The organism is Blautia sp. aa_0143 (assembly GCF_004167315.1).
In the GTDB taxonomy this organism is placed as follows: domain Bacteria; phylum Bacillota; class Clostridia; order Lachnospirales; family Lachnospiraceae; genus Blautia_A; species Blautia_A fusiformis.
The window spans coordinates 1-26984 of the sequence record NZ_RCXU01000037.1; the positions used below are offsets into that span (position 1 = coordinate 1).

General features: G+C 40.1%; 27 protein-coding genes. 11 read left to right on the plus strand and 16 right to left on the minus strand.

Going from position 1 to position 26984, the window contains the following annotated elements; all coding sequences use genetic code 11:
* Positions 1 to 105 precede the first annotated feature (105 nt).
* Positions 106 to 561 (plus strand): XRE family transcriptional regulator, encoded by a 456-nt coding sequence (locus tag EAI83_RS15090; RefSeq protein ID WP_187002652.1) that lies wholly within the window; start codon positions 106 to 108, stop codon positions 559 to 561.
* Positions 562 to 1389: 828 nt separating this feature from the next.
* Here EAI83_RS15090 and EAI83_RS15095 read toward each other — a convergent pair.
* A complete protein-coding gene (locus EAI83_RS15095; RefSeq protein WP_015526348.1) occupies positions 1390 to 1932 on the minus strand; it encodes an SMI1/KNR4 family protein in 543 nt (180 codons plus the stop codon).
* A gap of 226 nt (positions 1933 to 2158) precedes the next feature.
* Here EAI83_RS15095 and EAI83_RS15100 point away from each other — a divergent pair, with 226 nt between their 5' ends.
* The 4 genes from EAI83_RS15100 to EAI83_RS15115 are packed head-to-tail and all read left to right on the plus strand — an operon-like array spanning position 2159 to position 6761.
* On the plus strand, positions 2159 to 2947 hold the full coding sequence (locus tag EAI83_RS15100) for an electron transfer flavoprotein subunit beta/FixA family protein (protein WP_021650628.1): 789 nt from the start codon (positions 2159 to 2161) through the stop codon (positions 2945 to 2947).
* A gap of 13 nt (positions 2948 to 2960) precedes the next feature.
* Positions 2961 to 4151 (plus strand): electron transfer flavoprotein subunit alpha, encoded by a 1191-nt coding sequence (locus tag EAI83_RS15105; RefSeq protein WP_129975975.1) that lies wholly within the window; start codon positions 2961 to 2963, stop codon positions 4149 to 4151.
* 3 nt (positions 4152 to 4154) lie between these two features.
* Entirely contained in the window at positions 4155 to 5573 is a 1419-nt protein-coding gene (locus tag EAI83_RS15110) for an FAD-binding oxidoreductase (RefSeq protein WP_129975977.1), read from the plus strand.
* A gap of 18 nt (positions 5574 to 5591) precedes the next feature.
* Complete coding sequence (locus tag EAI83_RS15115; RefSeq protein WP_092072300.1) at positions 5592 to 6761, plus strand: YkvI family membrane protein; 1170 nt, start codon at positions 5592 to 5594, stop codon at positions 6759 to 6761.
* 482 nt (positions 6762 to 7243) lie between these two features.
* On the opposite strand, the gene EAI83_RS15125 is transcribed toward EAI83_RS15115, so the two are convergent.
* From EAI83_RS15125 to EAI83_RS15135, 3 genes are all read right to left on the minus strand, one after another.
* Positions 7244 to 8437, minus strand: a complete 1194-nt coding sequence (locus tag EAI83_RS15125) for a site-specific integrase (RefSeq protein WP_129975979.1) — start codon at positions 8435 to 8437, stop codon at positions 7244 to 7246.
* Positions 8438 to 8515: 78 nt separating this feature from the next.
* Positions 8516 to 8719: an excisionase gene (locus EAI83_RS15130; RefSeq protein ID WP_002610247.1), complete on the minus strand. Its 204-nt coding sequence runs from the start codon at positions 8717 to 8719 to the stop codon at positions 8516 to 8518.
* On the minus strand, positions 8719 to 9780 hold the full coding sequence (locus EAI83_RS15135) for a replication initiation factor domain-containing protein (RefSeq protein ID WP_279222299.1): 1062 nt from the start codon (positions 9778 to 9780) through the stop codon (positions 8719 to 8721). The genes EAI83_RS15130 and EAI83_RS15135 overlap by 1 nt, the downstream gene beginning before the upstream one ends.
* 496 nt (positions 9781 to 10276) lie before the next feature.
* On the opposite strand from EAI83_RS15135, the gene EAI83_RS15140 reads away from it, so the two are divergent.
* Together EAI83_RS15140 and EAI83_RS15150 are read left to right on the plus strand one after the other, a co-directional pair.
* On the plus strand, positions 10277 to 10948 hold the full coding sequence (locus tag EAI83_RS15140) for a helix-turn-helix domain-containing protein (RefSeq protein ID WP_002322214.1): 672 nt from the start codon (positions 10277 to 10279) through the stop codon (positions 10946 to 10948).
* 310 nt (positions 10949 to 11258) lie between these two features.
* Positions 11259 to 11738: an MGMT family protein gene (locus EAI83_RS15150; protein ID WP_002322212.1), complete on the plus strand. Its 480-nt coding sequence runs from the start codon at positions 11259 to 11261 to the stop codon at positions 11736 to 11738.
* 474 nt (positions 11739 to 12212) lie between these two features.
* Here the strand turns inward: EAI83_RS15150 and EAI83_RS15155 are convergent, their stop codons facing one another.
* The 4 genes from EAI83_RS15155 to EAI83_RS15170 form a co-directional block, all read right to left on the minus strand.
* Complete coding sequence (locus tag EAI83_RS15155; RefSeq protein WP_330547807.1) at positions 12213 to 13388, minus strand: IS91 family transposase; 1176 nt, start codon at positions 13386 to 13388, stop codon at positions 12213 to 12215.
* Between the two features lie 2 nt (positions 13389 to 13390).
* A complete protein-coding gene (locus tag EAI83_RS15160; protein WP_015514772.1) occupies positions 13391 to 14233 on the minus strand; it encodes a tyrosine-type recombinase/integrase in 843 nt (280 codons plus the stop codon).
* Positions 14234 to 14770: 537 nt separating this feature from the next.
* The gene (locus EAI83_RS15165) at positions 14771 to 15946 is read right to left on the minus strand and encodes an IS91 family transposase (RefSeq protein WP_330547807.1); all 1176 of its coding nucleotides are present in this window, start codon (positions 15944 to 15946) and stop codon (positions 14771 to 14773) included.
* 2 nt (positions 15947 to 15948) lie between these two features.
* A complete protein-coding gene (locus EAI83_RS15170) occupies positions 15949 to 16791 on the minus strand; it encodes a tyrosine-type recombinase/integrase (protein ID WP_015514772.1) in 843 nt (280 codons plus the stop codon).
* A 556-nt stretch (positions 16792 to 17347) separates the two neighbouring features.
* Between EAI83_RS15170 and EAI83_RS15175 the strand changes: the two genes are divergently transcribed.
* On the plus strand, positions 17348 to 17584 hold the full coding sequence (locus EAI83_RS15175; RefSeq protein ID WP_008373065.1) for a DUF6061 family protein: 237 nt from the start codon (positions 17348 to 17350) through the stop codon (positions 17582 to 17584).
* Positions 17585 to 17764: 180 nt separating this feature from the next.
* Here EAI83_RS15175 and EAI83_RS15180 read toward each other — a convergent pair whose 3' ends face one another.
* From EAI83_RS15180 to EAI83_RS15215, 8 genes are all read right to left on the minus strand, one after another.
* Entirely contained in the window at positions 17765 to 18913 is a 1149-nt protein-coding gene (locus EAI83_RS15180; protein WP_015541486.1) for an FtsX-like permease family protein, read from the minus strand.
* 4 nt (positions 18914 to 18917) lie between these two features.
* A complete protein-coding gene (locus EAI83_RS15185; protein WP_015517697.1) occupies positions 18918 to 19610 on the minus strand; it encodes an ABC transporter ATP-binding protein in 693 nt (230 codons plus the stop codon).
* Positions 19603 to 20184, minus strand: a complete 582-nt coding sequence (locus EAI83_RS15190) for a TetR/AcrR family transcriptional regulator (RefSeq protein ID WP_008373078.1) — start codon at positions 20182 to 20184, stop codon at positions 19603 to 19605. Before EAI83_RS15190 ends, EAI83_RS15185 begins: the two co-directional genes overlap by 8 nt.
* 375 nt (positions 20185 to 20559) lie before the next feature.
* Positions 20560 to 21270 (minus strand): DUF6040 family protein, encoded by a 711-nt coding sequence (locus EAI83_RS15195; RefSeq protein ID WP_129899321.1) that lies wholly within the window; start codon positions 21268 to 21270, stop codon positions 20560 to 20562.
* Positions 21248 to 22969, minus strand: coding sequence for a MobA/MobL family protein (locus EAI83_RS15200; RefSeq protein ID WP_129899308.1), 1722 nt, complete (start codon positions 22967 to 22969; stop codon positions 21248 to 21250). The genes EAI83_RS15195 and EAI83_RS15200 overlap by 23 nt, the downstream gene beginning before the upstream one ends.
* Positions 22945 to 23250: a hypothetical protein gene (locus EAI83_RS15205; protein ID WP_005345966.1), complete on the minus strand. Its 306-nt coding sequence runs from the start codon at positions 23248 to 23250 to the stop codon at positions 22945 to 22947. Before EAI83_RS15205 ends, EAI83_RS15200 begins: the two co-directional genes overlap by 25 nt.
* Positions 23250 to 23564, minus strand: coding sequence for a hypothetical protein (locus tag EAI83_RS15210; protein ID WP_041254741.1), 315 nt, complete (start codon positions 23562 to 23564; stop codon positions 23250 to 23252). The genes EAI83_RS15205 and EAI83_RS15210 overlap by 1 nt, the downstream gene beginning before the upstream one ends.
* A gap of 144 nt (positions 23565 to 23708) precedes the next feature.
* A complete protein-coding gene (locus EAI83_RS15215) occupies positions 23709 to 23939 on the minus strand; it encodes a helix-turn-helix domain-containing protein (RefSeq protein ID WP_003505382.1) in 231 nt (76 codons plus the stop codon).
* Between the two features lie 174 nt (positions 23940 to 24113).
* Between EAI83_RS15215 and EAI83_RS15220 the strand changes: the two genes are divergently transcribed.
* The 3 genes from EAI83_RS15220 (at position 24114) to dfrF (ending at position 26857) form a co-directional block, all read left to right on the plus strand.
* Positions 24114 to 24743 carry a helix-turn-helix domain-containing protein gene (locus tag EAI83_RS15220; RefSeq protein WP_015518384.1) on the plus strand — a complete coding sequence of 210 codons (630 nt, stop codon included), beginning with the start codon at positions 24114 to 24116 and terminating at the stop codon, positions 24741 to 24743.
* Between the two features lie 86 nt (positions 24744 to 24829).
* Positions 24830 to 26125 (plus strand): tyrosine-type recombinase/integrase, encoded by a 1296-nt coding sequence (locus EAI83_RS15225; RefSeq protein WP_129975983.1) that lies wholly within the window; start codon positions 24830 to 24832, stop codon positions 26123 to 26125.
* A gap of 237 nt (positions 26126 to 26362) precedes the next feature.
* A complete protein-coding gene (dfrF, locus tag EAI83_RS15230) occupies positions 26363 to 26857 on the plus strand; it encodes a trimethoprim-resistant dihydrofolate reductase DfrF (protein WP_002322211.1) in 495 nt (164 codons plus the stop codon).
* Positions 26858 to 26984: the final 127 nt, after the last annotated feature.

Genomic DNA, 26984 nt, shown 5'->3' on the forward strand with positions numbered 1-26984 from the left:
ATCTACTACCGCTTCATCGGCAAAATCGACTGACCTTTCTTTTTTACCCAACAATATCTTTAATTAAGGGAGACGGGAAACAATATGCCGGATATCAGTATTCTTGTGGATATTGCAGATTATTATGATATCAGCATTCCTGAGATTATCAGTGGAGAAAGGAAAAGCGAGATGATGAACGAAGAAGAAAGAAAAATTGCTAAAACAATGTCAGATTATGCAACTACAGAGAAAGAGAAGATTTTTAAGGAAATGAAGCTCCAAAGTGTCATGGGAGTTTGTGCATTGGTTCTATACTGGATTCTGCATGAAACAGGTGCATATATGTATAATGATGTGTTAGGAAAGCTTGCCGGCTATTGTGAGACCTTGGTATCTGTGTCAGTCATAATGATGGCAGCATTTACGACAGGATCTTTAAGCAAGGTGCGGAGCAAGAGTAGGAAAGTTTTTGTGTTCGAAAATTTCCCAAAACCTATGCAATTAGTTGTAACTGCAGTTGTTGCCTTTGGTGGAGCTGCTGTGATCAAGCTGGTACTGGTGTATTTTTTCGGCTTATAAGTATTTTCAAATTCGTATTACATACTATGAAAAAGAACTTTTTGACATTCTTACAGATGCGTGATAATATGCTTATAGAAAAAAGAGTGCTACCGATAGACGGTTAGTCCGTTTTACTATTTAGAATATCTATCAAAAATAACCGCTTAGTTTGCAGACTGGGCGGTTATTTTTGTGGTTTATGATTATCCTTGCCTAATGTATATCCGATACAAAAGCAGGTTAGGCCGAAGCTCACTACTGCTATGAAGTCAACAATACTCATTGGCTTAGTTCTTCTTTCCAGTGGATTCCCTTTTGGGTTTCTATGTAATCAGAGGGTCACAGGTCTCCGTTTCACTTCGGTCGTTGCAAAACGAGTGCCAGTGGCACTCTGCAACCCTCTGTTGAAGGACTAACCGCCTACCGTTATGGTAGCACCCATATTCTGATTATAACCGCCTGAAACTGTCGGCGCAATATGAAGTTGACAGATGAGAGTAGGGCAACTGTAGAAAAGAATCTTTTCGACCAGGGATTCCGGTGCCAAAACGGTGCCAAGAAATCAGGCAAATAAAAATAGATGGTGCAAATCAGCCGTTTTTCACTGTATTTTGGATAGAAAACCATAAAAAATATGAGGTAAAACGGGATTAAAGTATCGCGAGGGTGGACGTACTGTAGGATCAGGACGTGTTGCTACAGTTATCGAGTAACCGTTAATTAGTATAACATCCTAATTTAATATATATTGAGTACCGCAAGGTACATTGTGTCCAAACGTAAGATACCCCGGAACCGTAAGGCTTCCGGGGTATTTTTACGAAAAATATTCATAAAATTTCTGTTTTATGGATTCAAGAAATACCAGAATTCATGCCCCTGGCATACGATATATCTTTCCAGCCATTCATTAAAAGGGATATTAAAACGATCAGTATCTGGAGCTGGATAGCATAGGTAATCGTCTCTGCCTTCTGATACAGCCTGAAGATCCATGGTTATATCGCCGATGTCCTGTAAGCAAAGAACAGGAAGATGATATGTAAACTCCGGATCAGATAAAATAGGCGTACTATTCCAAGATTCCTTTTCTTTGAGCGCTCTTTTTAAAGAATAAATGGTACAGCTGACTAAAGAACTGCCTTCCTCTCCGCAAAAAAGTTCCATGCCATTTGAGCAGGATAAAAAAGCTTTGTATGAGGCAGGAAGTTTCATATTGGGAAAATATTTTTCAAACAGCTGAAATTCTTCAGGTGTTACAGGAGGGTTAAATTTGTGAGTTACTTTTATAGGTTCATCGCCTAAATGCCACTGATAGACCCATCCATTATTTTCCATTTCATATTTTAGATTGTTGAAAATTCTGTAGATTGCACGGATGTCTTCCATTACATATATGCTCCTTGATCGATGTGATATTGTAAAGATTCATATGTCTGCTTTATTTGATAACGGAGAGTAATTATAGCATGCTTAAAAGTTTTTTCAATGCTTTTTTGTGCAGAATTTACCAAAACCCTCTCGACTTTATACCACGTTAATGCTATACTTATACAGTTGTTTAACGTTTTAAAGCAAAAAAATAAAAGTGAAAATACAGGAAAGAAGATAGAAAATGAAGATCGTTGTATGTATGAAGCAGGTACCGGCAACTTCCAAGGTTGATATCGATCCGGAAACCGGTGCCATGAAACGAATGTCCGGTGAGACAAGGACTAATCCATATGATCTGTTTGCATTGGAAACAGCCCTTGCGATCCGGGAAAAAACAGGCGGAACTGTAACCGTTCTTACTATGGGACCGCCTCAGGCGGAAGAGATGATCCGGGATGCTTATACCATGGGTGCTGATGAGGGCGTGATCCTTTCAGACCGAAAATTTGCGGGAGCGGATGTTCTGGCAACCTCTTATGCGTTAGCACAGGGAATCCAGGTGATCGGCGGTGCAGATCTGATCATCTGCGGAAGACAGACCACAGATGGTGACACAGCCCAGGTTGGACCGGCCATTGCAGAGCATCTGACCATCCCACATGCTGCATGGGTAGCTGAGATCATGGACGTCAATGAAAAAAGCATTCAGGTCCGTCAGGATCTTGTCAGTGTTTCCCAGGTTTCCGAGATTCCGTATCCATGTCTTTTAACCATTGACAAGGATACCTGTGTGCCACGTCTGCCATCCTATTTATTAAAGAAGGCAACTTCAGACCGTCCGGTACGGATCTTAAGCTTTGAAGATATGCCGGATCAGGATCTGAGCCGTTACGGACTGATCGGTTCCCCCACCTCTGTGGAAAAAATGTTTGCGCCGGAGGAAAGTGAAAAACAGGTTTATCTGGAAGGAACTGCAAAGGAAAAGGCAGACAAGCTTGTTGCTCTCCTGACCGGAAAGAAGATCATATAGGGGGAAGCGGAACATGGAATTTTTAAAATTTGATATAAACAAATGCGTACCCTGTGGAGTATGCGTGGAGAAATGTCCTTTTGGGGCCCTCACCATAGAGGGAATTGGAATTGTTGTAGGCGATGCCTGTCGTATGTGCGGGCTTTGCGTTCGTAACTGCCCGGAGAAAGCTATCCGGTTTGAGCAGAAGGCGAAATCCTTTGACAAGGATAAATGGAAAAACTTTCTTATCTATGTGGAGCAGGAGAGAGGAGAGATCCATCCGGTTACCTTTGAGTTGATCGGGGAAGCAAGAAAGATGGCTGTCAAAGTCGGTTATCAGGTTAACTGTGTGATCGTCGGAGGAAAAGGAACAAAAGAAAATGCGGAAAAGCTTCTTCCATATGGCGTAGACAATGTGTACGTATATGAGCATGAAGGCTTTGAAGGTTTCCGTGCAGATTGTTACACAGATGCAGTTGCAGACTGTATCGCAGCAAACAAGCCAAGCTCTGTGCTGATCGGAGCTACTGCGTTGGGACGTTCCCTTGCGCCGAGGCTTTCCACCAGATTCCATACGGGACTGACTGCAGACTGTACTACATTGGATATCCGTTCCAACACCGATATGATCCAGATCAGACCGGCTTTCGGCGGAAATATCATGGCTCAGATCGGCATCACCAAATCAAGACCACAGTTTGCCACGGTCCGTTATAAGGTTATGGACAAGGCAGAAAAAGTAAAAAATCCGCATGGTCAGGTGGTTGTATGTCCGGTAAATGAAAAAATGGCAGATTCCAGGATCAAGATTCTGTCATCCAGGGTCATTGATAAGGTAAAGAGCCTTGAGGAAGAGGATGTTCTGGTAGTAGCAGGCCGTGGTGTCCGGAATGAAAAGGATGTGGAAATGTGCCGGGAACTGGCAGATGCCCTTGGCGGACAGCTTGCCTTCACCCGCCCTATGGTAGAAAACGGATTCGGAGATGTTGCACATCAGATCGGACTTTCCGGAAGAACTGTCCGTCCGAAGCTGATCATCACCTGCGGCGTATCCGGTGCTATCCAGTTTACCTCCTGCATGACAGGATCTGACTGTATCGTAGCGATCAACAATGATTCGGAGGCACAGATCTTTAATGTTGCAGATTACTGCATCGTGGATGATCTGTATCAGGTTGTACCGGAGCTGACAGAGCTGATAAAGAATCGGAAGGAGGATTAAGTCATGGCATATCCCTATAAAAAAATGACTTCAGAAGATTTTGACTACATCCGTTCTGTGACTGCTTCAGATCGTGTATGGGTCGGCGATGAGATCGCAAAAGAATATTATCGTGATGAGATGCCGGAGTACGGAGTTTTTCCTCCGGAGCTTTATGTGGAGGTTTTAAATAAAGAAGAGATCTCAGCCATCATGGCTTACGCATATAAAGAAAATATCCCGGTGGTATGCCGTGGCGCAGGAACCGGACTTGCAGGCGGAGCAACCTGTAAATATGGTGGAATTATGCTTTCTGTGATGCGCATGAACAAGATCTTTCCGATCGACAGAAAGAACCAGACCATCACAGCGGAGCCGGGAGCACTTCTCATCGATATCCAGGCAGCCGCTGCAGCAGGAGGACTTTTTTATCCGCCGGATCCGGGCGAAAAAACAGCTTCCATCGGCGGTAATGTTATCACAAATGCCGGTGGTATGAAGGCGGTACGATATGGACTGACCAGGGATTTCGTCCGCTGTATCGAGGCAGTTATGCCGGATGGTTCCATCATGAATTTTTCATCCAACGTTGTGAAGAACACAACGGGATATGATGTAAAAGATCTGGTGATCGGCTCAGAGGGAACCTTATGTATCCTGACTCAGGTAACGCTGAAGCTTCTTCCCGCACCGACCTGCACCTGTACTCTTGTAATGCCGTTCAGGAGTCTTGAGGAATGTGCAGACATGGTCCCGAAGGTTCTGGAGCTGCCGTTTGTGCCAACAGCCATCGAGTTTCTGGAAAGAGAACTGATCGATATCGTAGAACGTGATCTGAACAAAATGTTCCCAGTAAAACAAGGAGAAGCAGTGCTGATCGTTATGTATGATGCTTCCAGTAAGCAGGAACTTGACAACGCAGTAGAGGCAGCAGCGGAAGCAGCTCTGGCAAACGGAGCCCTGGACTGCTGTATCGCAGGCACACCGGAGCGTGCCGGAGCCGTATGGAGTGTCCGGGGCGGGATCCTGGAAGGAATGAAAGCAGATTCTGTCGCACAGGAGGAGTGTGACGTGGTTGTTCCGCGTGCAAGGATCGCAGAGTATGTAAAAGCAGCCAAAAAGATCGCAAGTGCACATGGTATCCGTGTAGAGCCTTGCGGACATTGCGGAGACGGAAACATCCATACAGAGATGCTCCGTGGACCGGAAATGAGTGACCAGGAGTGGAAGGAAGCCACTCACGCAAGTCTGGTAGAGCTGTATGCACTGTCCAAGGAACTGGGCGGACAGCTTTCCGGTGAGCATGGCATCGGAAACGGACGTCTGGAATTTCTGGAAGAATTTGCGGGACCGAGAATGATCGCTCTTTATAAAGCCATCAAACTGGCTTTCGATGATAAACTGATCCTGAATCCGGGAAAAGTCATCGAATATAATAAATAAAAAATGGGGGAAAGAGAGATGAGTCAGAATAAATCATTACAAAGTAAAATGCCTCTGGCTATGGGACTTGCGTTCGTCGCATTTACCACACAGTTCGGAGGCGGATTCGCATCAGGAGCGCAGATCTATCAGTACTTTATCAACTACGGTATCTGGTGTCTGATCCTGCCGGCAGTGACACAGGGATTGTATGCATTGTTTTTCTGGTATGGAATGCGCTATGCTTATAAACACAAAACCTACGATTACAGAAGCTTTTCCGACAGTCTTTACGGAAAAACGAAACCGGTTATGTCCAATCTCTATGAGATCTGTTACCTGATCATGATCGGAACTGCATCTGCAGCAGCCTTTGCAACCGGCGGTTCCACACTGCAGACACTGTTTGGGATCCCATACTGGCTCTGTACACTGATCATTGCAGCATTTATCTTTGTAATCGCGCTTTTCGGAACCAATGTCGTAAGAAAATGTGCTTCTACATTAAGTGTGCTGATCATCATCGGTCTTGTACTGGTACTTGTTCCGAATATCATTGCACAGTGGGGAGATATTACAGCTTCCATCCATACTATGTCCTCCGGAGAAATGACTGTACTTTCCTCCGAGAGCGGAGCCTTTGGACCGGCTCTCTATTCAGCAGTCCTTTATTTCTTCTTCCAGCTGGCATCTGTTTCTGTTATGTACCAGCACATGGAGGATGTAACGGACGAAAAACAGATCAACAAAGCAGCGATCTGGATGTTTGTATGCAATTTCTGTGCAATGGAGCTTTCCATCCTCGGACTTCTTGCCATTGCATATGTAAGTGAACTGGCATCTGCATCGGTACCGATGCTGGTACTTGTCCAGAACGGTGTAGGCGCCGGTATCCTGACACCGATCATTTCTCTGCTGATCATCCTTGGAGCTATCTCCACAGCAGTAAATATGATCTCCGGTATTGTGACCCGCTGCGTAAATGCAGTGGAGCGTCGTATGGACAGCCCGGCGAAAAAAGCGCAGGGACACCTTGGAAGAAATGCAGTTTTTACAGCGATCTTTACATTCCTGGCATTTGCCATTGCACAGTTCGGTCTGATGACAGTTGTTAAAAAGGGATATGCATACCTTGGATATGCGGCGTTTATTACATTGTTTGTACCGTTTGTTGTACATGCCGTTGCGACAAAGGGAAAAGAGATCTGAAGAATAAAAAGCTGAACAGAAAATCCCCCGTTGATCCGTATGGCAGGATCATCAGGGGATTTTGTCAAAGTTCACAAAAATATTATAAATATTTTATTAAATATTCCAGATAGACAACATATATTTTTTCTGATACTATTACGTACAGTTATTAAATAGTTACGAATCAGAAGGATTGTTACTGAAATATTTATTTATCGTCAGGCAAGACCTTATAGTAGTATAGGAATAGGTTTTCTATATACTGTAATGGTCTTTTTTTATTTGTTTGGCAGCGGGGGAACAGGAATATGGTTATCCATAAGATTTTGAATAAATTATATATGTCTTTTTGACTATCTTTTTATATCTTCTCAAATGTCCGCAAAGCCTTATTTTATAGGCTCTACGGGCATTTTGCTTTTGTGGTAAACCTCGCATATCTAGGTCTATCTTCTTATATTTTCGCTATCAAGCGTGGTTAAAATCGTGGTAAATACTTCTTATGCAATTAGACGCTGAACCTCTGATTTTGCGGTATCTATGGACGCATGAGCGTACCAGTTCATTGTGATACTGATATTTGAATGCCCCATGATATACTGTAAATCTTTCGGGTTCATGTTCTTGCTTGCCAGTCTTGTGCAGAACGTATGGCGTAGTGTATGCGGTGTGATATGTGGCAAGGGATTGTCCTTATGGTGCTTGTTGCATTTCTTTACCATGCGGATAAATAAGGCGGTATAATCAATGGCAACTTTGGGCTTGCCTTTATGATTGGCAAATAAGAAGTTGCTCCGTCCGTCTATCACAAATGGTTCTGCCTTTGGACGTTTCTTCATCACTCGTTGAAATGCTTGTATCGTTTCCTTGCTTAATGGTACTTGCCTTGTTCCGCTCTTTGTTTTGGGCGTTTCAATATAATAGCCTTGTTCCTTGCTCTTTAATAACTGGTGGTCGATAATCACAACTTCATTCTTGAAATCAATATCGGCTACTGTCAGTCCGCACAGTTCCGAGATACGAAGTCCAGTTTTCAACAGTATCAGCACATCATCATAATATTTGTGATACGCGTTGTCCGTCTTGATGAATGACAGTAGGACTTGTTCCTGTTCCTCTGTCAATGCAACTTTCTCTTTGGTATCATTTTCTAGGACTTCACTTAACTTAAAATCAAAAGGGTTCTTCCTTACACAATCGTCTTGTATGGCGATATAGAATGACGCTTTTAACGAGCGTTTATGGTTGTTAATGGTATTGTAGGAAAAGCCTTTCTCTTTCATGCGTAACGCCCATTCCTTAGCGTCAGAGGGTTTTATCGTATCAATGCTCCTAGCACCCAACTTGTCCTCTTTCAATAACCGCATGAGTTGTTCCCGTTGTTTCTGTGTGCTTTTCTTCACATTTGCCCTCTGTGCGTTCTGTTTGGCGTAGAGTTGGCAAAGTGTCATTTTCTTGCCTGTGCTGTCGATACCGTCCTCAATATCCCGTCTTATCTGCTGTTCCAGTTCTCGAAGTGAGGGTTTTTCCCGTTTTCCCTTTGGTGTCGGGTCTGTGGGTGTCAATCTCCAAGCATACACATATTTCGTGTTTCCAAATGCGTCCACATATTTATATAAGTATTTTCCGTCTGTTCGTTGGCTCTCTCCAGTATGCAGGATACGTCCTTTGCTATCCCGTCTTTTTTCTTTCATGGTGTCTGCTCCTTTCCTTGTTGGAAAGAGCCTTGATATGACTTGTGTTCATCATAACACATACAAGGCTCATTTGCATTAGATTGCGTCCAATTTATCAATGACCTTTTCAAACTGTCGGCGTTTAATCTGTATGCGGTTGCCATTCATAATGAGCCAGCCAGCGTCCTTGTTTTCCTCTGCCAAGCGTCTTAACTTGTTTTCTCCGATACGGAAATACTTTGACGCTTCTTCAATGGTAAGGGTGTATTTTTCCCATACGGGAATATCGTTGTTATTCATCAGATCCCCCCTTTCCCATGTTTCGTGTCATATTGAATATAAGGGATAAGGTCGGTGCGGTTTATCCTCTGTAAATGAGCAGTTAGTTTACTGGAAAGGGAATTACTGTATCTTGCCTTATCAAGCATAGTTCCCACTTTTTCCAGTCCACCTAATGCGTCATGTTCTTCCAAGAAGTAAAAACTTTTGACAGCGGAAATCACGCCACCCTCTGTAAGCCATTGCTGTGTTTCTTCAAGGGAGTTTTGCTGTTTTGGTACTTGCAGTTTCAAGACTTCCACAGCCCCTAAAAATCGTTCCCAAAACCGACACGTTTTCCATCTGCTCTTATTACTTTCGTTTCTGTTTGGCATGACAAAGCGTAGGTTATTTGCCAATAGTCCGAAAGCCAGTTCCCCAAGTTCCAGCGGTCTGTCCTTGAATGTCATGGCAAAAGCATGAGCCTTATCATCACGCAGTTGCATTTCTGTCCGTTTCCAACTGCCAACTTCCTCAAGTGTCTTGTTATGTTTTGAACAGACTTCCTTATCCTTATCATAAAAGCGGTAGGACAATCCCGATTTCCCAGCACCGATATAAACAGTCTTTGCGGTGTCGAAATCATCAAACTTGCTTTCGTCAAAGTGGTAGCCCTCACTATTCGAGATAAATTCCTCTTTTTCACATTTCTTCTTTATCTGCTCTATGGTAAAAAATGGCTTTTCGTTCTTATCATCAATGGCAATATCAAGCCTTGTGAAATGGAAGTTATCCAGTCCGTATCTTCGCTCACAGCGCCGGAACATATCCCCAAAGGTATAATTCCTACTGTCGAGAATACGGAAAATATCATCACAACCTCTTCCGGTCATAACAAGATAACAGCCTAACCCTTGTGGGTTGTCCTCTGTCTTTCTTGCGTCCCCCGATACATAAATATCTCCAATCTGCCAGCGTGCTTGATAGGTTTTGTATTTAATGCTTGCCGGATAGACATTGAAAATATCAGTCGGTAAACCTAAAATGTGCATGATAACATCTTCGGCGGTTGCCGTTTCAAATACAATACTGATGTAATCAATCTTAACGGATAAATTTTTGTGTGTAGTTATAGTGCATTTCTCCTTTCGTACTTCTCGTTTTTTTGCGGGGTAAAAATTGTGTTTTGTCCTTTATTTATCACAGTTTCTAGGTACTATGACATGTATGCGCAGGGCGGTGTTACATATACGCCCTTTACGAACGCCTAAAGGCGTTCCCTTTCTTCCTGTGTCTGCCCCGTTCTTAACGCTCACGAGCCTTGTAAGGCTCGTGGCTAAACGGAACAGCCCCAGTCAGAAACCTTATTTTCGGTCTGATAGTCCATGCTTATTCATGCTATCAAAGTGAAAATATATATTTTATATGCTTACTCAAGCGTGTGATTGACCCTAGCGTGCTTAATCACTCTGTCTAATACGATAATAACTCCATTAGAATTACTTGTCAAGAAGTTTTTGTTGACTTTTAGATATAGATTAAGTATGATATGCTTATAAATACCAAGAAAAGCAACGAAAGGAGCGGTTATACTAAGTTATGGAGCATTATGAAAAGAAAATCAGTTTCTTAGGAGAAAACATACAGACCATAAGAAAACACAGAGGAATGAAACAACAGGAACTTGCGGACAAAATCGGTATCAATATGCAGAGCCTTTCCAAGATTGAACGTGGCGTGAATTATCCTACCTTTGATACGTTAGAGAAGATAATGGACGTGCTGGGTGTAACGCCCAATGAATTATTGTCGGGAGAATGGAAGTATATTGACCACACCGAGCCCTATATCATGGATATTATCAAACGGGAACAAGACTTCAATGTTTCCTTAGATTACCTGTCTGAAAATGAATTTTTCGATGATGAAAAAGAATGCACATTTTACAAGGCATATAAACTCATACAGTATATCCATAACTACATTACCAATGAGGTTACGGAGTTGGAAGAACTTATGGAAATCAAGCAGTTGATACAGCGTCAAAAACTGGAACGCATGATAAAAGTGCATAAGGAAATGCGAGGGTTAGACCGATACAGAGAACAGCCCAAAGAGTATAAATACCATGACCCTTATGATGATTGGATATTTCGTCAGCTTGCGGATATAGACAACAGAAACAACATTCCCGACACTTCTCCACAAGTAGACTTCAATGAAGCAGACTATGAAGATTATCTAAAGGCGAAATGGAACAGAGGTCTTTAATTTCCTCTTGCATGGAAGATACAGCAAACAAAAAGCCCAGTAAAGAGTGCAAAGCACCACCAATGGTGGCAAGGCTCTTGACAGGGCTTTTTCTTTTCTGTTGTGGGGTAATCAAGAGGAAGAAAGAAAAAGTGTGCATTTTTGTTCCATAAATGCTAAGGGTATGCTGATTTTTATTGTGGCGGATATATGGAACTGTTATAATATGGATATGAAGAAAGCGACAAATTTGAAAGTGTTAATAATTTTCAAACAGCCTCATTGCATGGAAATAAGAAACAGACTATCCTTAAAGTAGGAGGTGGCACAAATGGCAAATGAAGATAAAAAAGATTTTAATGCTATGTTGCATGATAGTAAGGATATGCCAAAATTTCAAATTATCATAGACCAGAAAAGTATTGAGAAATATGGTGGAAACAAAATGTATTTTGCTCCCCCGATTGACTATGACAAAGTAATGAAAAAAGTTCCGTATGGTAAAGTGATTACGGTTGGAAAAATACGAGAACACTTTGCAAAATTGAGTGGTGCAGATTTTACAGAGCCGATTACAGCGGGTATATTTGTTTCTATTGTAGCGTGGGCGAGTTATCAGCGTTCCGAAGATGAAACACCCTATTGGAGAACATTAAAAGCAAACGGAGAATTAAATGCTAAATATCCAAATGGTATTGAAGCACAGAAAGAAAAATTAGAAGCAGAGGGACATACCATTATTCAAAAGGGGCGTAAAAATATACGATACTATGTAAAGGACTATGAAAATTCTCTTTTTGATTTGAAATAGGCAAATTCTATTTCACAATTTCATATCTCTATACACAAAGCAGTTAGTCTTAGGATTGACTGCTTTTTTCATACCTAAATTTCAGATTGGAGTGATGAAATGGTGTTTGTTAGAGCTGTTCACTAAGATTATCGGTGCATAAAATTTTATTGTGGTGCAGATATGAAAATGATATAATGTGGATATGAAGAAACGGACAAACTGTTAAGGAAACAATCGGAGTTGGTGTAAACGAAAAAGCAGCCTTGAGTTCTGATAAAAACTGCCCTTTCGTTTACATCAATTTCGATTTTACCTTGGTGAACAAAGTCGCGTCCCTTTAGCCGATAGCTATGGGGATTCAATCGTTGCTCTTTTCCTTAAGTTTATCATACTGGGTGTTTTGGTAAAAGTTTTTTTATTCAAGAAATCAATTTCAGGCATGACAAACAAACCTCCTATGCGGAAGCCATTTATTCTATGCAATTGTAGATTTTAACATCTCATATGTGCATGAAAAGAAGAACTGTATTTATCTTTGCGGGGTGATACCATATTCCCTCCGCAAGAAGAACATTTGCATACATCAATGTGATACAAAACCTTTATCATTTCTACTGCATTTAGATTTTTTAATGTAGAAATGTATTTCTTGCATCCAAGCAGGTTTCTGCAGAGAGTTATCTTTTTTCTCTTGTTTCTACATGATAGCAGACCATAGTGCCGGATTCTGACAAATCGTTTGGGTGGAACATGCATCATGAATCGACGGATGAATTCTTCTCCTGAAATTGTTTTCTCTTTCCAGTGGCCTTCGTTTTTATAGTCTTTTACTGCATATGTAACTGTCGTATCCGTCATGGATTTGATTCGATGATTACTGATTGCTATCCTGTGGGTATATTTTCCAAGATAATTGATAACCGACTGTGCACCATTGAAAGTTTCTTTACAGTAAGTGACCCAGTTCTTTTCATAACACTTATCAAGAAGTTCTTTAAAACGATAGCTGTTCTGATATTTCTCTGCTGTACCATGAAATTTAAGCTTAGAATCATTCCACAGGCTTTTTAACTCATCCAGATATTTTCCACGGAACACTTTTGAGATGACACCATATGGGAGAAAAAAATTTCCACCTGTGTCTTTCCATTTATTTTCATCATCAAGCCCACCTCCAAGAACAATGGTATGAATATGAGGATGATAATTCATTGCAGAGCCCCAGGTATGAAGAATGCAGATATACCCTATATCAGCTCCCAGATACTTTGCATCTTTTGACAATTCCTTCAATGTGGCTGAAGCAGCATGATACAGTGCATCATATAACAGCTTCTGGTTGCTGTAAATAATGGAATTCAATTCCTCAGGAACTGTGAATACTACATGATAATAGGGTGCATCCAATACGTTCTCTTTTTGTGCATCAATCCATTTCTCTTTCGGAAACTCCTGGCACATGGGACAGCATCTGCTTCTGCAGGAGTTGTTGTGAACACTGATACATCCGCAGTCCTCACAAACACTGATGTTTACACCAAAAACTCCTGTTTTACAGTTTCTGATGTGATAAGCCGTTTTTCTGTGATGAGCAGGAGGGTTACTCCTCTTTTCATAGGAAGGATAGAACCGTTCAAATACATCCTGTATCGTACATGATTTATCCATAATCATTCACCACCCATCTCATCAAATGGGCTTTTAATACCAAGCAGAGTTTTATTGCTTACATGCAGATAAATCTCTGTTGATTTTGGATCACGATGTCCCAAAAGAGCCTGAATATATTTTATATCGCAGCCTGACTCAAACAGATGACTTGCAAAACTATGACGCAAACAATGTGTGGAGACGTGTTTTTGAATGCCTGCTCTTTCGGCGCTTTCACGAAAAAATTGAATGACACTATCTTTTGTAAGATAATCCCCTGTCCATGAACTTGGGAACAGAATCCCTCTTGGCCTGCCACATTGAAACCAGTATTCTGTCAATATTTCAAGCGTCCGGTCTGCAAGCAAAGTATAACGGTCAGATCGGCTTTTTCCATCGCGGATGTGTATGGTTTTGTTCGTGCGTGAAATATCATCATAATGAAGGTGTGTGACTTCTGAAACACGAAGTCCACCTGAATACATAGTAGCGATCATAGCTTTATGCTTCAGATTTGGTGTAGCATCAAGAATAGCTGATATTTCTGCTTTTGTAAGCACCGCTGGTAACTTTCTGTCCCTTTTCATACGAGGTATGTCATCATCATCCCAATTCATCTTCAATACTTTTTTGTAAAAGAAGCGGATTCCTGAATGGTAGTGATTGTATGTTTCTGGTGAAATCCCGGAAAGTTTCTTTTCAGTTAGGAATGTATCAACATCGTCAGTTGTTAATGCATCTATATCCTTGGCTGTGTGGTTCAAAAAATGAGCAACACTGGTACAGTATGCATGAATTGTGGAATCCTTGAGATTCCGTTTATTCGCAGCAGATCTAATCTGATTAAAAATTTCTTCGTACATAATAAAATCCTCCATGTAAAGTAAATCGTAAATGTATAAACACTGCTTACATGGAGGAGCATTAGCATAATAAAACTGCTTGCCAGAAAGGCAGCTCAATGGTATTCTTATCATAGGCAGTGGGGATGTCGATCCTGTTTGATTGTTGGTTGTGGTGACTTAACAATACTACTTGTAGGACTTGGTTTCCACTGCTTTTTATTAAAGTGTAAAGAAAAACTGCGCCATAGCCTTGGCAGGCCATCGCGCAGCGATTTTGTTCAACTGTTAAGGAAACAATCGGAGTTGGTGTAAACGAAAAAGCAGCCTTGAGTTCTGATAAAAACTGCCCTTTCGTTTACATCAATTTCGATTTTACCTTGGTGAACAAAGTCGCGTCCCTTTAGCCGATAGCTATGGGGATTCAATCGTTGCTCTTTTCCTTAAGTTTATCATACTGGGTGTTTTGGTAAAAGTTTTTTTATTCAAGAAATCAATTTCAGGCATGACAAACAAACCTCCTATGCGGAAGCCATTTATTCTATGCAATTGTAGATTTTAACATCTCATATGTGCATGAAAAGAAGAACTGTATTTATCTTTGCGGGGTGATACCATATTCCCTCCGCAAGAAGAACATTTGCATACATCAATGTGATACAAAACCTTTATCATTTCTACTGCATTTAGATTTTTTAATGTAGAAATGTATTTCTTGCATCCAAGCAGGTTTCTGCAGAGAGTTATCTTTTTTCTCTTGTTTCTACATGATAGCAGACCATAGTGCCGGATTCTGACAAATCGTTTGGGTGGAACATGCATCATGAATCGACGGATGAATTCTTCTCCTGAAATTGTTTTCTCTTTCCAGTGGCCTTCGTTTTTATAGTCTTTTACTGCATATGTAACTGTCGTATCCGTCATGGATTTGATTCGATGATTACTGATTGCTATCCTGTGGGTATATTTTCCAAGATAATTGATAACCGACTGTGCACCATTGAAAGTTTCTTTACAGTAAGTGACCCAGTTCTTTTCATAACACTTATCAAGAAGTTCTTTAAAACGATAGCTGTTCTGATATTTCTCTGCTGTACCATGAAATTTAAGCTTAGAATCATTCCACAGGCTTTTTAACTCATCCAGATATTTTCCACGGAACACTTTTGAGATGACACCATATGGGAGAAAAAAATTTCCACCTGTGTCTTTCCATTTATTTTCATCATCAAGCCCACCTCCAAGAACAATGGTATGAATATGAGGATGATAATTCATTGCAGAGCCCCAGGTATGAAGAATGCAGATATACCCTATATCAGCTCCCAGATACTTTGCATCTTTTGACAATTCCTTCAATGTGGCTGAAGCAGCATGATACAGTGCATCATATAACAGCTTCTGGTTGCTGTAAATAATGGAATTCAATTCCTCAGGAACTGTGAATACTACATGATAATAGGGTGCATCCAATACGTTCTCTTTTTGTGCATCAATCCATTTCTCTTTCGGAAACTCCTGGCACATGGGACAGCATCTGCTTCTGCAGGAGTTGTTGTGAACACTGATACATCCGCAGTCCTCACAAACACTGATGTTTACACCAAAAACTCCTGTTTTACAGTTTCTGATGTGATAAGCCGTTTTTCTGTGATGAGCAGGAGGGTTACTCCTCTTTTCATAGGAAGGATAGAACCGTTCAAATACATCCTGTATCGTACATGATTTATCCATAATCATTCACCACCCATCTCATCAAATGGGCTTTTAATACCAAGCAGAGTTTTATTGCTTACATGCAGATAAATCTCTGTTGATTTTGGATCACGATGTCCCAAAAGAGCCTGAATATATTTTATATCGCAGCCTGACTCAAACAGATGACTTGCAAAACTATGACGCAAACAATGTGTGGAGACGTGTTTTTGAATGCCTGCTCTTTCGGCGCTTTCACGAAAAAATTGAATGACACTATCTTTTGTAAGATAATCCCCTGTCCATGAACTTGGGAACAGAATCCCTCTTGGCCTGCCACATTGAAACCAGTATTCTGTCAATATTTCAAGCGTCCGGTCTGCAAGCAAAGTATAACGGTCAGATCGGCTTTTTCCATCGCGGATGTGTATGGTTTTGTTCGTGCGTGAAATATCATCATAATGAAGGTGTGTGACTTCTGAAACACGAAGTCCACCTGAATACATAGTAGCGATCATAGCTTTATGCTTCAGATTTGGTGTAGCATCAAGAATAGCTGATATTTCTGCTTTTGTAAGCACCGCTGGTAACTTTCTGTCCCTTTTCATACGAGGTATGTCATCATCATCCCAATTCATCTTCAATACTTTTTTGTAAAAGAAGCGGATTCCTGAATGGTAGTGATTGTATGTTTCTGGTGAAATCCCGGAAAGTTTCTTTTCAGTTAGGAATGTATCAACATCGTCAGTTGTTAATGCATCTATATCCTTGGCTGTGTGGTTCAAAAAATGAGCAACACTGGTACAGTATGCATGAATTGTGGAATCCTTGAGATTCCGTTTATTCGCAGCAGATCTAATCTGATTAAAAATTTCTTCGTACATAATAAAATCCTCCATGTAAAGTAAATCGTAAATGTATAAACACTGCTTACATGGAGGAGCATTAGCATAATAAAACTGCTTGCCAGAAAGGCAGCTCAATGGTATTCTTATCATAGGCAGTGGGGATGTCGATCCTGTTTGATTGTTGGTTGTGGTGACTTAACAATACTACTTGTAGGACTTGGTTTCCACTGCTTTTTATTAAAGTGTAAAGAAAAACTGCGCCATAGCCTTGGCAGGCCATCGCGCAGCGATTTTGTTCAACTTGAATTGAGATTTCATGTATTCCAAGGAATTTAATAATTGTTATATTTTATTATCAAATATCTCTCAAGCCCTTGAAAACACTAAGTTTATCGCAGGTGAGCTTTCCCTTATTGTTTCCCTTGTATTATATTGTCCCACCAGTGTTTACGAACTCTGATAAGGGCAAATACAAGGGCAAGAAAATCCTATAAAACAGTATAACACAAAATTAAAACGACATGGTGAACTGATTGAAATGCTTCTATTTTTTTAACAAATGATTGATTGAACGATAAGGAGATTTGATACGATGAGAACGATATTTGCAGAATACAATCCACACAGAAACAGCATTGATGTATATACCAGTGCTGGCTATATGCTCCGCATTGACTGCTGGGAAGCAGAAAAGAATTTAAAAACAACACCTGGATCAGATTGTGCATTAAATGCACTTGCTATTGATGAACCACTTGAATATGCAAGATTGTATCTTGATGGAACGATGCAAATGTGGGTAGATGCGGAAGATTCCTTAGAAATTTAATTCAAAGATAAATAAGGGACAAATAACCCTTTTAGATTTATTTGTCCCTATTATTCTATATTTTTTCACTTCTGACAATGCAGATGAAACTTTTAAATTTGGTATTTTCCAGTATCATTGTTCAGTTTTTTTCACCAGACAGGGCACTGTATCCATATTGTTTGTATGTATTTTCCCCTGTTACTCAATCATAATTTCCTTGATAGAAATCTTCTTAATTTTTTCAGAATATATATACATCATAATTTCATAAATCGTGATAAAACAAGCAAGAGAAATAAGCATAGTAGGAAAGTCAAATTTATACGTAGGTACACCCTCGACATCCTTAAATACAATATCCACCATAAGCCGAAGCAATCCATACTGATATACTGTTCCGATTATAAAACCAATATAGGACAGCGGTCTGTATCCTCCTAAAATTGCCCTGCAACATTCTTTCTGTGAATAGCCGAATACTCTCATCATAGCAATAGTTTTTGTATTTCCGTTTATTACTGTAGTTATAGCAAGAAACAGAGTTGTAAACGCTAATACAAGTCCGATGACCAACATCATCACACCCATCATTTCACTTGATAAATCTTTCATACTAAACGACATTTGTGTCATAGCTGAAAAGCAAAACGAAGCAAAAATAATGAAGAATACAAGTGCCTTTTTAGATTTCAAGGTATTCCTTTTCAAATACTCTACAAACGACAATTCACTGCTTTTTTCGATTCTATGATTTGGTGTTTTAGAAGCAGTTTGCATATTATCTTTCAAAAGCAGCAACACAGGTTTTTTGAATTTGTACCAGGCATAATAAACTGAAAGTGCCGAAAAACACACAGTTGGCAATACCACAAAATAAAATAAAATGCTTGGATGAAAATTGATAGTTATCTCAGGAAGCATTTTATCTTCATTTTGTAGAGCGTAAAACCACGGCATTATAAGAAATGCTCCTGCATATCCGGTTACAGTTCCAATAAATATACTAATTCCGAATACCCAAAAGCTTTTTGCAATTTTGATATTTGAATATCCCAACGCCTTTAATATCCCAAGTTCCTTCTTATGCGTGTCAATATAATGCTTAATATAAAACAACAACATAACAATCGCAGTTAAAAGCAAGCATCCGCCACTTACAAGGCAAACGACTTTTGCGGTAGAAACCTGAGCATTATAAAAAAACATTGATAATTCAGATGTAATTTCACTCTCAATTAATCGAATATCAAAATAAAAGTTCAGAAACATTGTACAAACAAGAACAGCACAACAGGCTATAATGGAAATACCGATGAGTTTTGAAACATTTTTTATTCCAACGAGCATACCATCACCACCCTATCTCATAAGCAGTCTTTTGTGCTTCATTTGTGTAAATTTCAGATATTTTTCCGCTATTCATTTTTATAACTGTGTTTGCCATTTCCGCAATATTCAAATTGTGCGTTACCATTACAATCGTAAAACCATATTCCTTTTGAAGTTTACATATATAATCAAGAACCTGTCGTCCTGTTTGTTCGTCTAATGCTCCTGTCGGTTCGTCAAGAAATAATACTCTCGGTCTTTTTGCCAAAGCTCTTGCAATAGATACTCTTTGCTGTTCGCCACCCGAAAGTTCGCTGGGATATTTATGTAGTTTTTCTCCGAGTCCAACCGCTCTAATGACGTTTTTATAATCTTTATTATTTGCTAAATCAGCACCCATTTTTACATTTTTATCAACGCTCATATTGGGTAGCAAATAATACTGCTGAAAAATAAATCCGACATTTTCCTTACGAAATGAAGTTAATTCATTATCAGAAAGTGCTGTAATATCCTTTCCGTCATAAAACACTTTACCGCTGTCAGGGCGTTCAAGACCTGAAATTACATTCAAAAAGGTTGACTTGCCAGAACCAGATGCGCCGAGAATAACCACAAAATCATTATCCTCAATATCAAGACTGATGTCCTTTAATACTTGGAATCGGCTTTCTCCGTTTTGGTAGGATTTTATTATATTTCTCGCTTTAATCATTATTTTCTCCTTCCTTCAGCTTTTTCAAAATACTCATACATACCTCAGTAATCATTGTACTGATTTCTTCGTCTGTAAATCGGCACATTTTTGTGGCACAAAGCGTTGCAATTCCGTGTGTATATATCCAAAGATGATGATACAGTTTTTTCCCAGCTGCCTTGCAAATTTTGTAATCATCTTGAATTGACAATAGAATTTGCTCATAACTTTCATCTATCAGCGGAAGTACACCAGATAAGTCAGGAATTTGTTTTTGCTCCGTCATAAAGAGGAGTTGAAAAAGCTTAGGCTCATTAACAGCGAAGAGAATATATTGTGTACCCACCCCTTTAAACGGGGGCTCTGTTGTTAGTCCTTTATTGACATATTCTTTATACAGAGCTTTAGCAGATTTAATCATATCCTGCTGAACCTCCTCCATATTTTTAAATACAGTAAAAATGGGTCTTGCCGAACTACCGAGATATGTTCCTAACGCTCTTGAAGTCAAAGCCTCATATCCGTCTGCCCTGACAATATTTAATGCGGCTTCAATAATTTCTGCTTTTGTAAATTTGGCTTTTGGTGGCATACTTTATCTCTCCTTTTACTAAATCGCTTGTTTTAAATCAGCTGATTTAATTATAATTGAAGCCCACCTGAAAGTCAATAAGGCGGCAGAGATTAATTCCTTCAGCCTTATTGACTGCTTATGAAAAGATGATTTCTTCGTTCATAATATCCCAATTGCTACACTTTGTTGTATTGCGTTATGCGTTTTTCCAGCCCTTGCTTTTACCATTATGAACAGTCAGGGCAAGGGGAACATAGTGTGAAATCATATAAAGGGATAAAGCGAACACATTACAATGAATCCTTTGTTTTCAAAGCTTTTGTAGGATTTTATTAAAATACAAAGAGGTGTGATTAAGCACATATATAAAATTGTGTGTTTACAATCGGATTTTTAATAATATCCCCTTGTTTCCCGCCAGCCTTTTACATACCACCTGATTCCAACATATACCAGTTGCACGAATAATAAGAAAAATAGCAGATTGATCGGCAATACTGTCTTTATCCAATCTCCAAAATAGATTGCTATTGCCATGCTTATAAGTGTTACCAGTATTGTAATCATATCCCAGCAGTATTTCTTATATAGCCCGGCAATCTTTATCTCTATAAATGCTACAAGTATTCCAGCACCCACCAAACATCCACCGCAGATCAGTATTCTTATCAGCCAATATACAATTCCGGCAACGACAGGATTGGATATTCCATTACTAATCTGTGCCATGTTCTTTCCTGTCAGTATAATCCACCCTGCAATGGTCTGTATAAAAGTGGCGATTGTATCAAAGAATACCACGCAATCAGAAATAAATATTTTTGACCGTATCATCTGAAAAAGAGTAGTTGATACGGAATACCATATCAGCAGAAACATCAATGCTTCATACATGGCTGTTTTTGTTTTATATCTGCCTGCCAGTTTTTCTCTCTGCGTATCATACTTTTCCTTGGCTTTCAGATAAGCTGTCAGGTTACAGTTCCCACACTTTTGATAGAGTACTGGCTTTTCAACCGGTATCTCTACTTTTTTCTGATGAGAGAGTGCATAGTCCCGTTCCTGTTCTGCCTGCCTTAGCTTATCTTGACATTCCTCTGTCATGATTTCGGCAGCGTGCGTTTTTTCTTTCTCTCTCTGCAACAATTCTTTTGTTTTCCTCAAGTCGTTCTTTAAGGCTTGAATGTTCCCTGCTCTGTTCTCGCTGTTTAACCTCTCGTTCAAGGTCAGCGATTCGTCGAGCTGCATTTTCAGTTTCCTGATAGTTCGGTCTTTCTGGTCGAGTTCTTCCTGCATCTGCTCTGTCAGCAGAAGCAACTCTTCCAGTTGATCGTCGCTCTTTGAGTTTCTTAATTCGTTCATCAATCGACCTTCCTTTCTCTAATTGCTGTTCAAGTTCAGTAATTCGCTGTTCTGTTTCTGCAATAGCCGGTTCTCGCTGTTTAATTTCTGTGCCAATTCCTGCCATTGCTGATTTTCGTCTGTAAGCTTCTGTATCTGGTCTGTCTTTTCTTCCAGAAGTATCAACAGTTCTTCTGTATCCGGCAAGATTTGAAGCAGTTCTGATAATTCGCTCTCTAATTGCTGCAATCGTTCTTCCTGCTTCTGAAAGCACATCAGCTTCTCGTCCTTTTCCTGTATTTCCTGAAGCATCTGTGCCATGATATTCTGCTGTTCCTCTATCTGTGTAATCATTGCTTCCATCATGGGAATTACTTCTTTGCTTTCTTCTAATGTCATTCAACCACTCCTTCCATATTGACAATGCACCGGATACCTTACCAAAGGTTGTGATTACCTTTTGCAGTAGTGCATTTTGTTTTTTAATCATCTGGTTTTCCGCTACCTTCCATGAACCATTCCATATCTGTCCGGTGAGATATTTTTCCTCAATCTTTCTTGCATCCGCACCCTCATGAATCGTAGGGATTTTTAATTTGCCCTGTCTTTCATAAGAGCGGTGGTCAATCTGATTGTCTATGGATAAATGCCGGTTACACATCCCAGCCCATTCGCTTCGCCATAACTCACAATTCTTTGGATTATTCCAGCCGGTAGCATCGGTCAGAACCCGTTTCCATTGTTTTCGGTTTCTTGCCCCGACTTTCTGTACTCCGTTTTCATCAAGTACCGGAATGCGGATTCCATGCCGGTCAGGATTTTTCTTATCCTGCCACCAGTCCGGGTGGGATTCATCAACCACGATATTTCCGTCAGTATCTCTGACAAAATCCCAGTCCTTGACTTCTTTGCTGCCCCATGAATGATCCAGATTGAATGGTCGCATGGTTACAAGTAAATGCACATGTGGGTTTCCATCGCCCTTATCGTGTATGCTCCAGTCGACACACATTCCCTTATCCACGAAAGTCTTTTGAATATATTCGGTTGTATAATCAATCTGTTCCTGTCTGCTCCATTCTTTCGGCAGGGAAAATTCAAATGAGCGTCCAAGCTGTGCATCTGCATTTTTTTCTATCTTCAATACCTCATTCCATAGACGCTGTTTCTGAAATGTGATTTTAAACTTTTCCAGTGCGGCATCTTTATCATCCGCTCTTTTATAACGGATAGACTGTTGAAACCTTTTTATATTTTCTTCCGGTACATGCAGCCATTCAGGAGGTGCATTTTCGCACATCATCAGACTGGTGTAGACGACTTCCTTTTTGGAAGTATAGTAACTGATTCTGCCTGTTTCCTCATTCTTCATCACATCTCCATTAAGATATGCCGATGCGGATATGACAGATTTTCCTTTACTGCGCCCGACAATCTTTACTGTAAAGTGAAATATCGCCATGATACGATTCCCCCTTTCTGCCGTATCCGGCATTGATTCCCGACAGCATCTTCTTCTGGTTTGGCAGAAGTGAAGCTGTCGGAACGCCCTCTGCGCAAGAGTGCCCCCTGCGGCATGAGCAGGTCTGGCTGAAAGCCCCGCCGACGGAACGAGCCCGGCAAGCGTAAGCGCAGACCGGTTGCCACTTGTGGCAAACTTATAAGGACGACCTCTGGTTGTCCATAAGTGCGCCCTTCATTCAAAGGCAATGAAGGGAATGGAAAAACCACTCCCTCCGCCATTACACTTCCTCCATGTCTGTAACTAATTCTTTCTGCATCGCTTTTGAGAAAAACTTCCCGTTTGTTTCCTGCCTTTTTAAGAAGCCTATCAACTTTGGTAAATCTTCCTCCTCAATCGGACAGCCAAGAACTGATTCCACCGCTCCTCCAATCTGACAAAGCCTGTGGGTTCGTTTTTTACTTTCTTCCGCTTTCTTTCTCTTTTCCAGTTCCTTCCGCTGTGCTATGAGCTTTTTTGTAGCTTCAATGCTTTCCTGTTCCTTTTTCTCTAATGCACGTATTCTTTCTTCATAAGTCTTTGTTGATTTCGCCATATCGTCTTCATCCTTTCTTTTTCCGATAAACAACAGTTCCCGGTTGCATATCAGGAGAAGCACATGGTATAATCCTCTTGCGTGTAGGTATATCATGGCTTCGGTCTGATAGAACCTTTGGCGGTTTCGTAGGAAGCCGCCTTTTTAAGTTGCCACATTTCTTGTGACAGCTTTTACATTTCCTTTATCCCTCAGATCTCGCCCCTCGTTGGCTTCCATGAACTTTTCCAGAATGTCAGTTTTAATAAGGACTTTTCTTCCGACTTTTAATACCGGAAGCTTCTTCCATTCAACCAGCTTTCTCAAAGTATTTCTGCCAATTCCTGTATAGTCGGCTGCTTCCTCGATGGATAATGCAATCTTTCTTTCCGTCATCTTGTCACCTCCTATTAAATTGCATTATGCAATTTTTGTTGTGCTGTTAGTATAGCGGTTTTATATTGCGTTGTCAAGCGTTATGAAATTTTAAAATTAATTATTAGATTGCATATTGCAATTATGTAAGGTACATGCTATAATTCATACATACCGAAAAAGGAGGCAATCAGCATGAAAGATAAAGAACTACGCAAGCTGATAGGTAGCAGGGCAAAACAGCGTCGTCTGGAATTAAATCTGACACAGCCTTATGTTGCAGAGAAGATGGGAGTTACCGCTTCCACAATCCTGCGTTATGAGAATGGTTCGATTGACAATACCAAAAAGATGGTGCTGGAAGGTCTTTCGGAAGCACTTCATGTATCTATTGAATGGCTCAAGGGGGAAACCGATGAATACGAAACCGATATTACGGATAAGAAAGAATTACAGATTCGTGATGCAATGGGCGATATTCTCAAACAGTTACCTCTCGACCTTAGTAAAAAGGAAGATGCTTTTTCCAAAGATTTACTGCTGTTGATGTTAAAGCAATATAACCTGTTTCTGGAATCATTCCAGTTTGCCTGCAAGAATTACAAGGGCAACACGAATGAAGCTGATATTGCAAAAGTAATGGGGTTTGAATCGAATGATGAATATAACGAGATTATGTTTCTCCGGGAGATCACCCACACTGTTAATGCCTTTAACGACATGGCAGATATCGTAAGGCTTTATTCCAAGAAACCGGAAATGGCAGAACAAAGGCTTGAAAATCTTTTATCAGAAGTTTTGTATGAGGATTCCGATTCGGTATAGAACGACAACCGGAGTTATGATATACTTACACGCAAGAAGCATTTCATCAGTTCCGATTGTCTGATATCGAAAGGAGACACACGATTATGGCAAAAGGATCTGTAAGAAAAAAAGGAAAGAAATGGTACTACCGCTTCTATGTAGAAGATGCAAGCGGCAATCTGGTTCAGAAAGAATACGCTGGAACAGAAAGTAAAAGTGAAACGGAAAAACTGCTCCGTCAGGCAATGGACGATTACGAAAGCAAGAAATTCATTGCAAAGTCGGAAAATATTACAATTGGAGAATTACTTGATATATGGGCAGAGGAAGAATTAAAGACCGGTACGCTCAGTAATGGGACAGTCCAGAATTACCTCGGTGCCATTACCAACATCAAGAAGCATCCAATTTCAGAGAGAAAGTTGAAAAATGTAACATCTGAGCATTTACAAGCCTTCTTCGATCTGCTTTCCTTTGGTGGCACTTATCCAGATGGTTCAGAAAGAAAAGGTTATAGCAAAGATTACATTCGTTCTTTCTCGGCAGTATTACAGCAGTCATTCCGATTTGCAGTATCACCAAAGCAATATATCACTTTCAATCCGATGCAGTATATTAAGCTGAAATACCAGACGGATGAGGTTGACCTGTTTTCCGATGATGACATGGATGGCGATATACAGCCAATTCCACGAGAGGATTATGAAAGACTGATTGAATTTCTACAGAATTACAATCCACCGGCAATACTTCCAATCCAGATAGCTTATTATGCAGGACTTCGTATCGGTGAAGCCTGTGGTCTGGCATGGCAGGATGTGAATCTTGAAGAACAGTGCCTTACAATCAGACGCAGTATCCGATATGATGGTTCAAGGCACAAGAATATCATCGGACCAACCAAACGAAAAAAGGTAAGGATTGTTGATTTTGGAGATACACTGGCAGAGATTCTTCGCAATGCCCGAAAGGAACAACTTAAAAACCGAATGCAGTACGGAGAACTTTACCATAAAAACTACTACAGAGAAGTAAAAGACAAAAACAGAGTTTACTATGAGTTCTATCATCTGGACGGAACAGAGAATGTTCCAGAAGATTATAAGGAAATATCCTTTGTCTGCTTAAGACCGGATGGAAGTTTGGAACTGCCAAGCACGTTAGGAATTGTTTGCAGGAAGATTGCTCAGAAACTGGATGGATTTGAAGGATTTCATTTTCACCAGTTGCGACACACCTACACAAGCAACCTTCTGGCAAATGGAGCAGCACCAAAGGATGTGCAGGAACTGTTAGGGCACTCAGATGTCAGTTCCACCATGAATGTCTATGCACACTCTACAAGAAAAGCCAAGCGGGAATCTGCAAGGTTACTTGATAAAGTGGCAGGCAATGACTAAATAAAACTTTCCCTTATTTCCCTTACGATTATCTCATAAGGGCAAAAATAAGGGAAAATACATATCGTTTCGCTAATGCACAGGCTGGAAAGCCTGTAAAATAGGGAAAGTTAGAAATATATTTCGGCAAACTTGAATTTGTCGAGCTGGTTAGTTCGAGATAATTTTGAGTTTGTTAAGATGTGGTGCACTTGATGGAATCACAGGTACGACATCATATTATGGAGGATGAAATAGATGATAGGTTTGATTGTTGCGAGGTCAAAGAATAATGTTATAGGCAAGAATGGTAATATACCATGGAAAATAAAGGGAGAACAAAAGCAATTTAGAGAGTTAACAACGGGTAATGTGGTTATTATGGGGCGAAAGTCTTATGAAGAAATCGGTCATCCGTTGCCTAATAGAATGAATATTGTTGTTTCCACCACAACAGAGTATCAAGGAGATAATTTAGTTTCAGTTAAATCATTAGAAGATGCATTATTATTGGCTAAAGGACGAGATGTATACATATCTGGTGGATATGGACTATTTAAGGAAGCTTTGCAAATAGTAGATAAAATGTATATCACAGAAGTAGATTTAAATATTGAAGATGGAGATACATTCTTTCCAGAATTTGATATCAATGATTTTGAAGTTTTGATAGGGGAAACACTTGGTGAGGAAGTGAAATATACGAGAACATTTTATGTAAGGAAAAATGAATTGAGTAGATTTTGGATTTAGGGTGTTTTCATAAATATATTGCTTTTTATGCATATATAAATTGTTGTAAGACAAATTCTTTAGGTTAGAATCGATGATGGGGTAAACGAAAAAGCAGTTTTGACATTTCAGTGAACTGCCCCTTCGT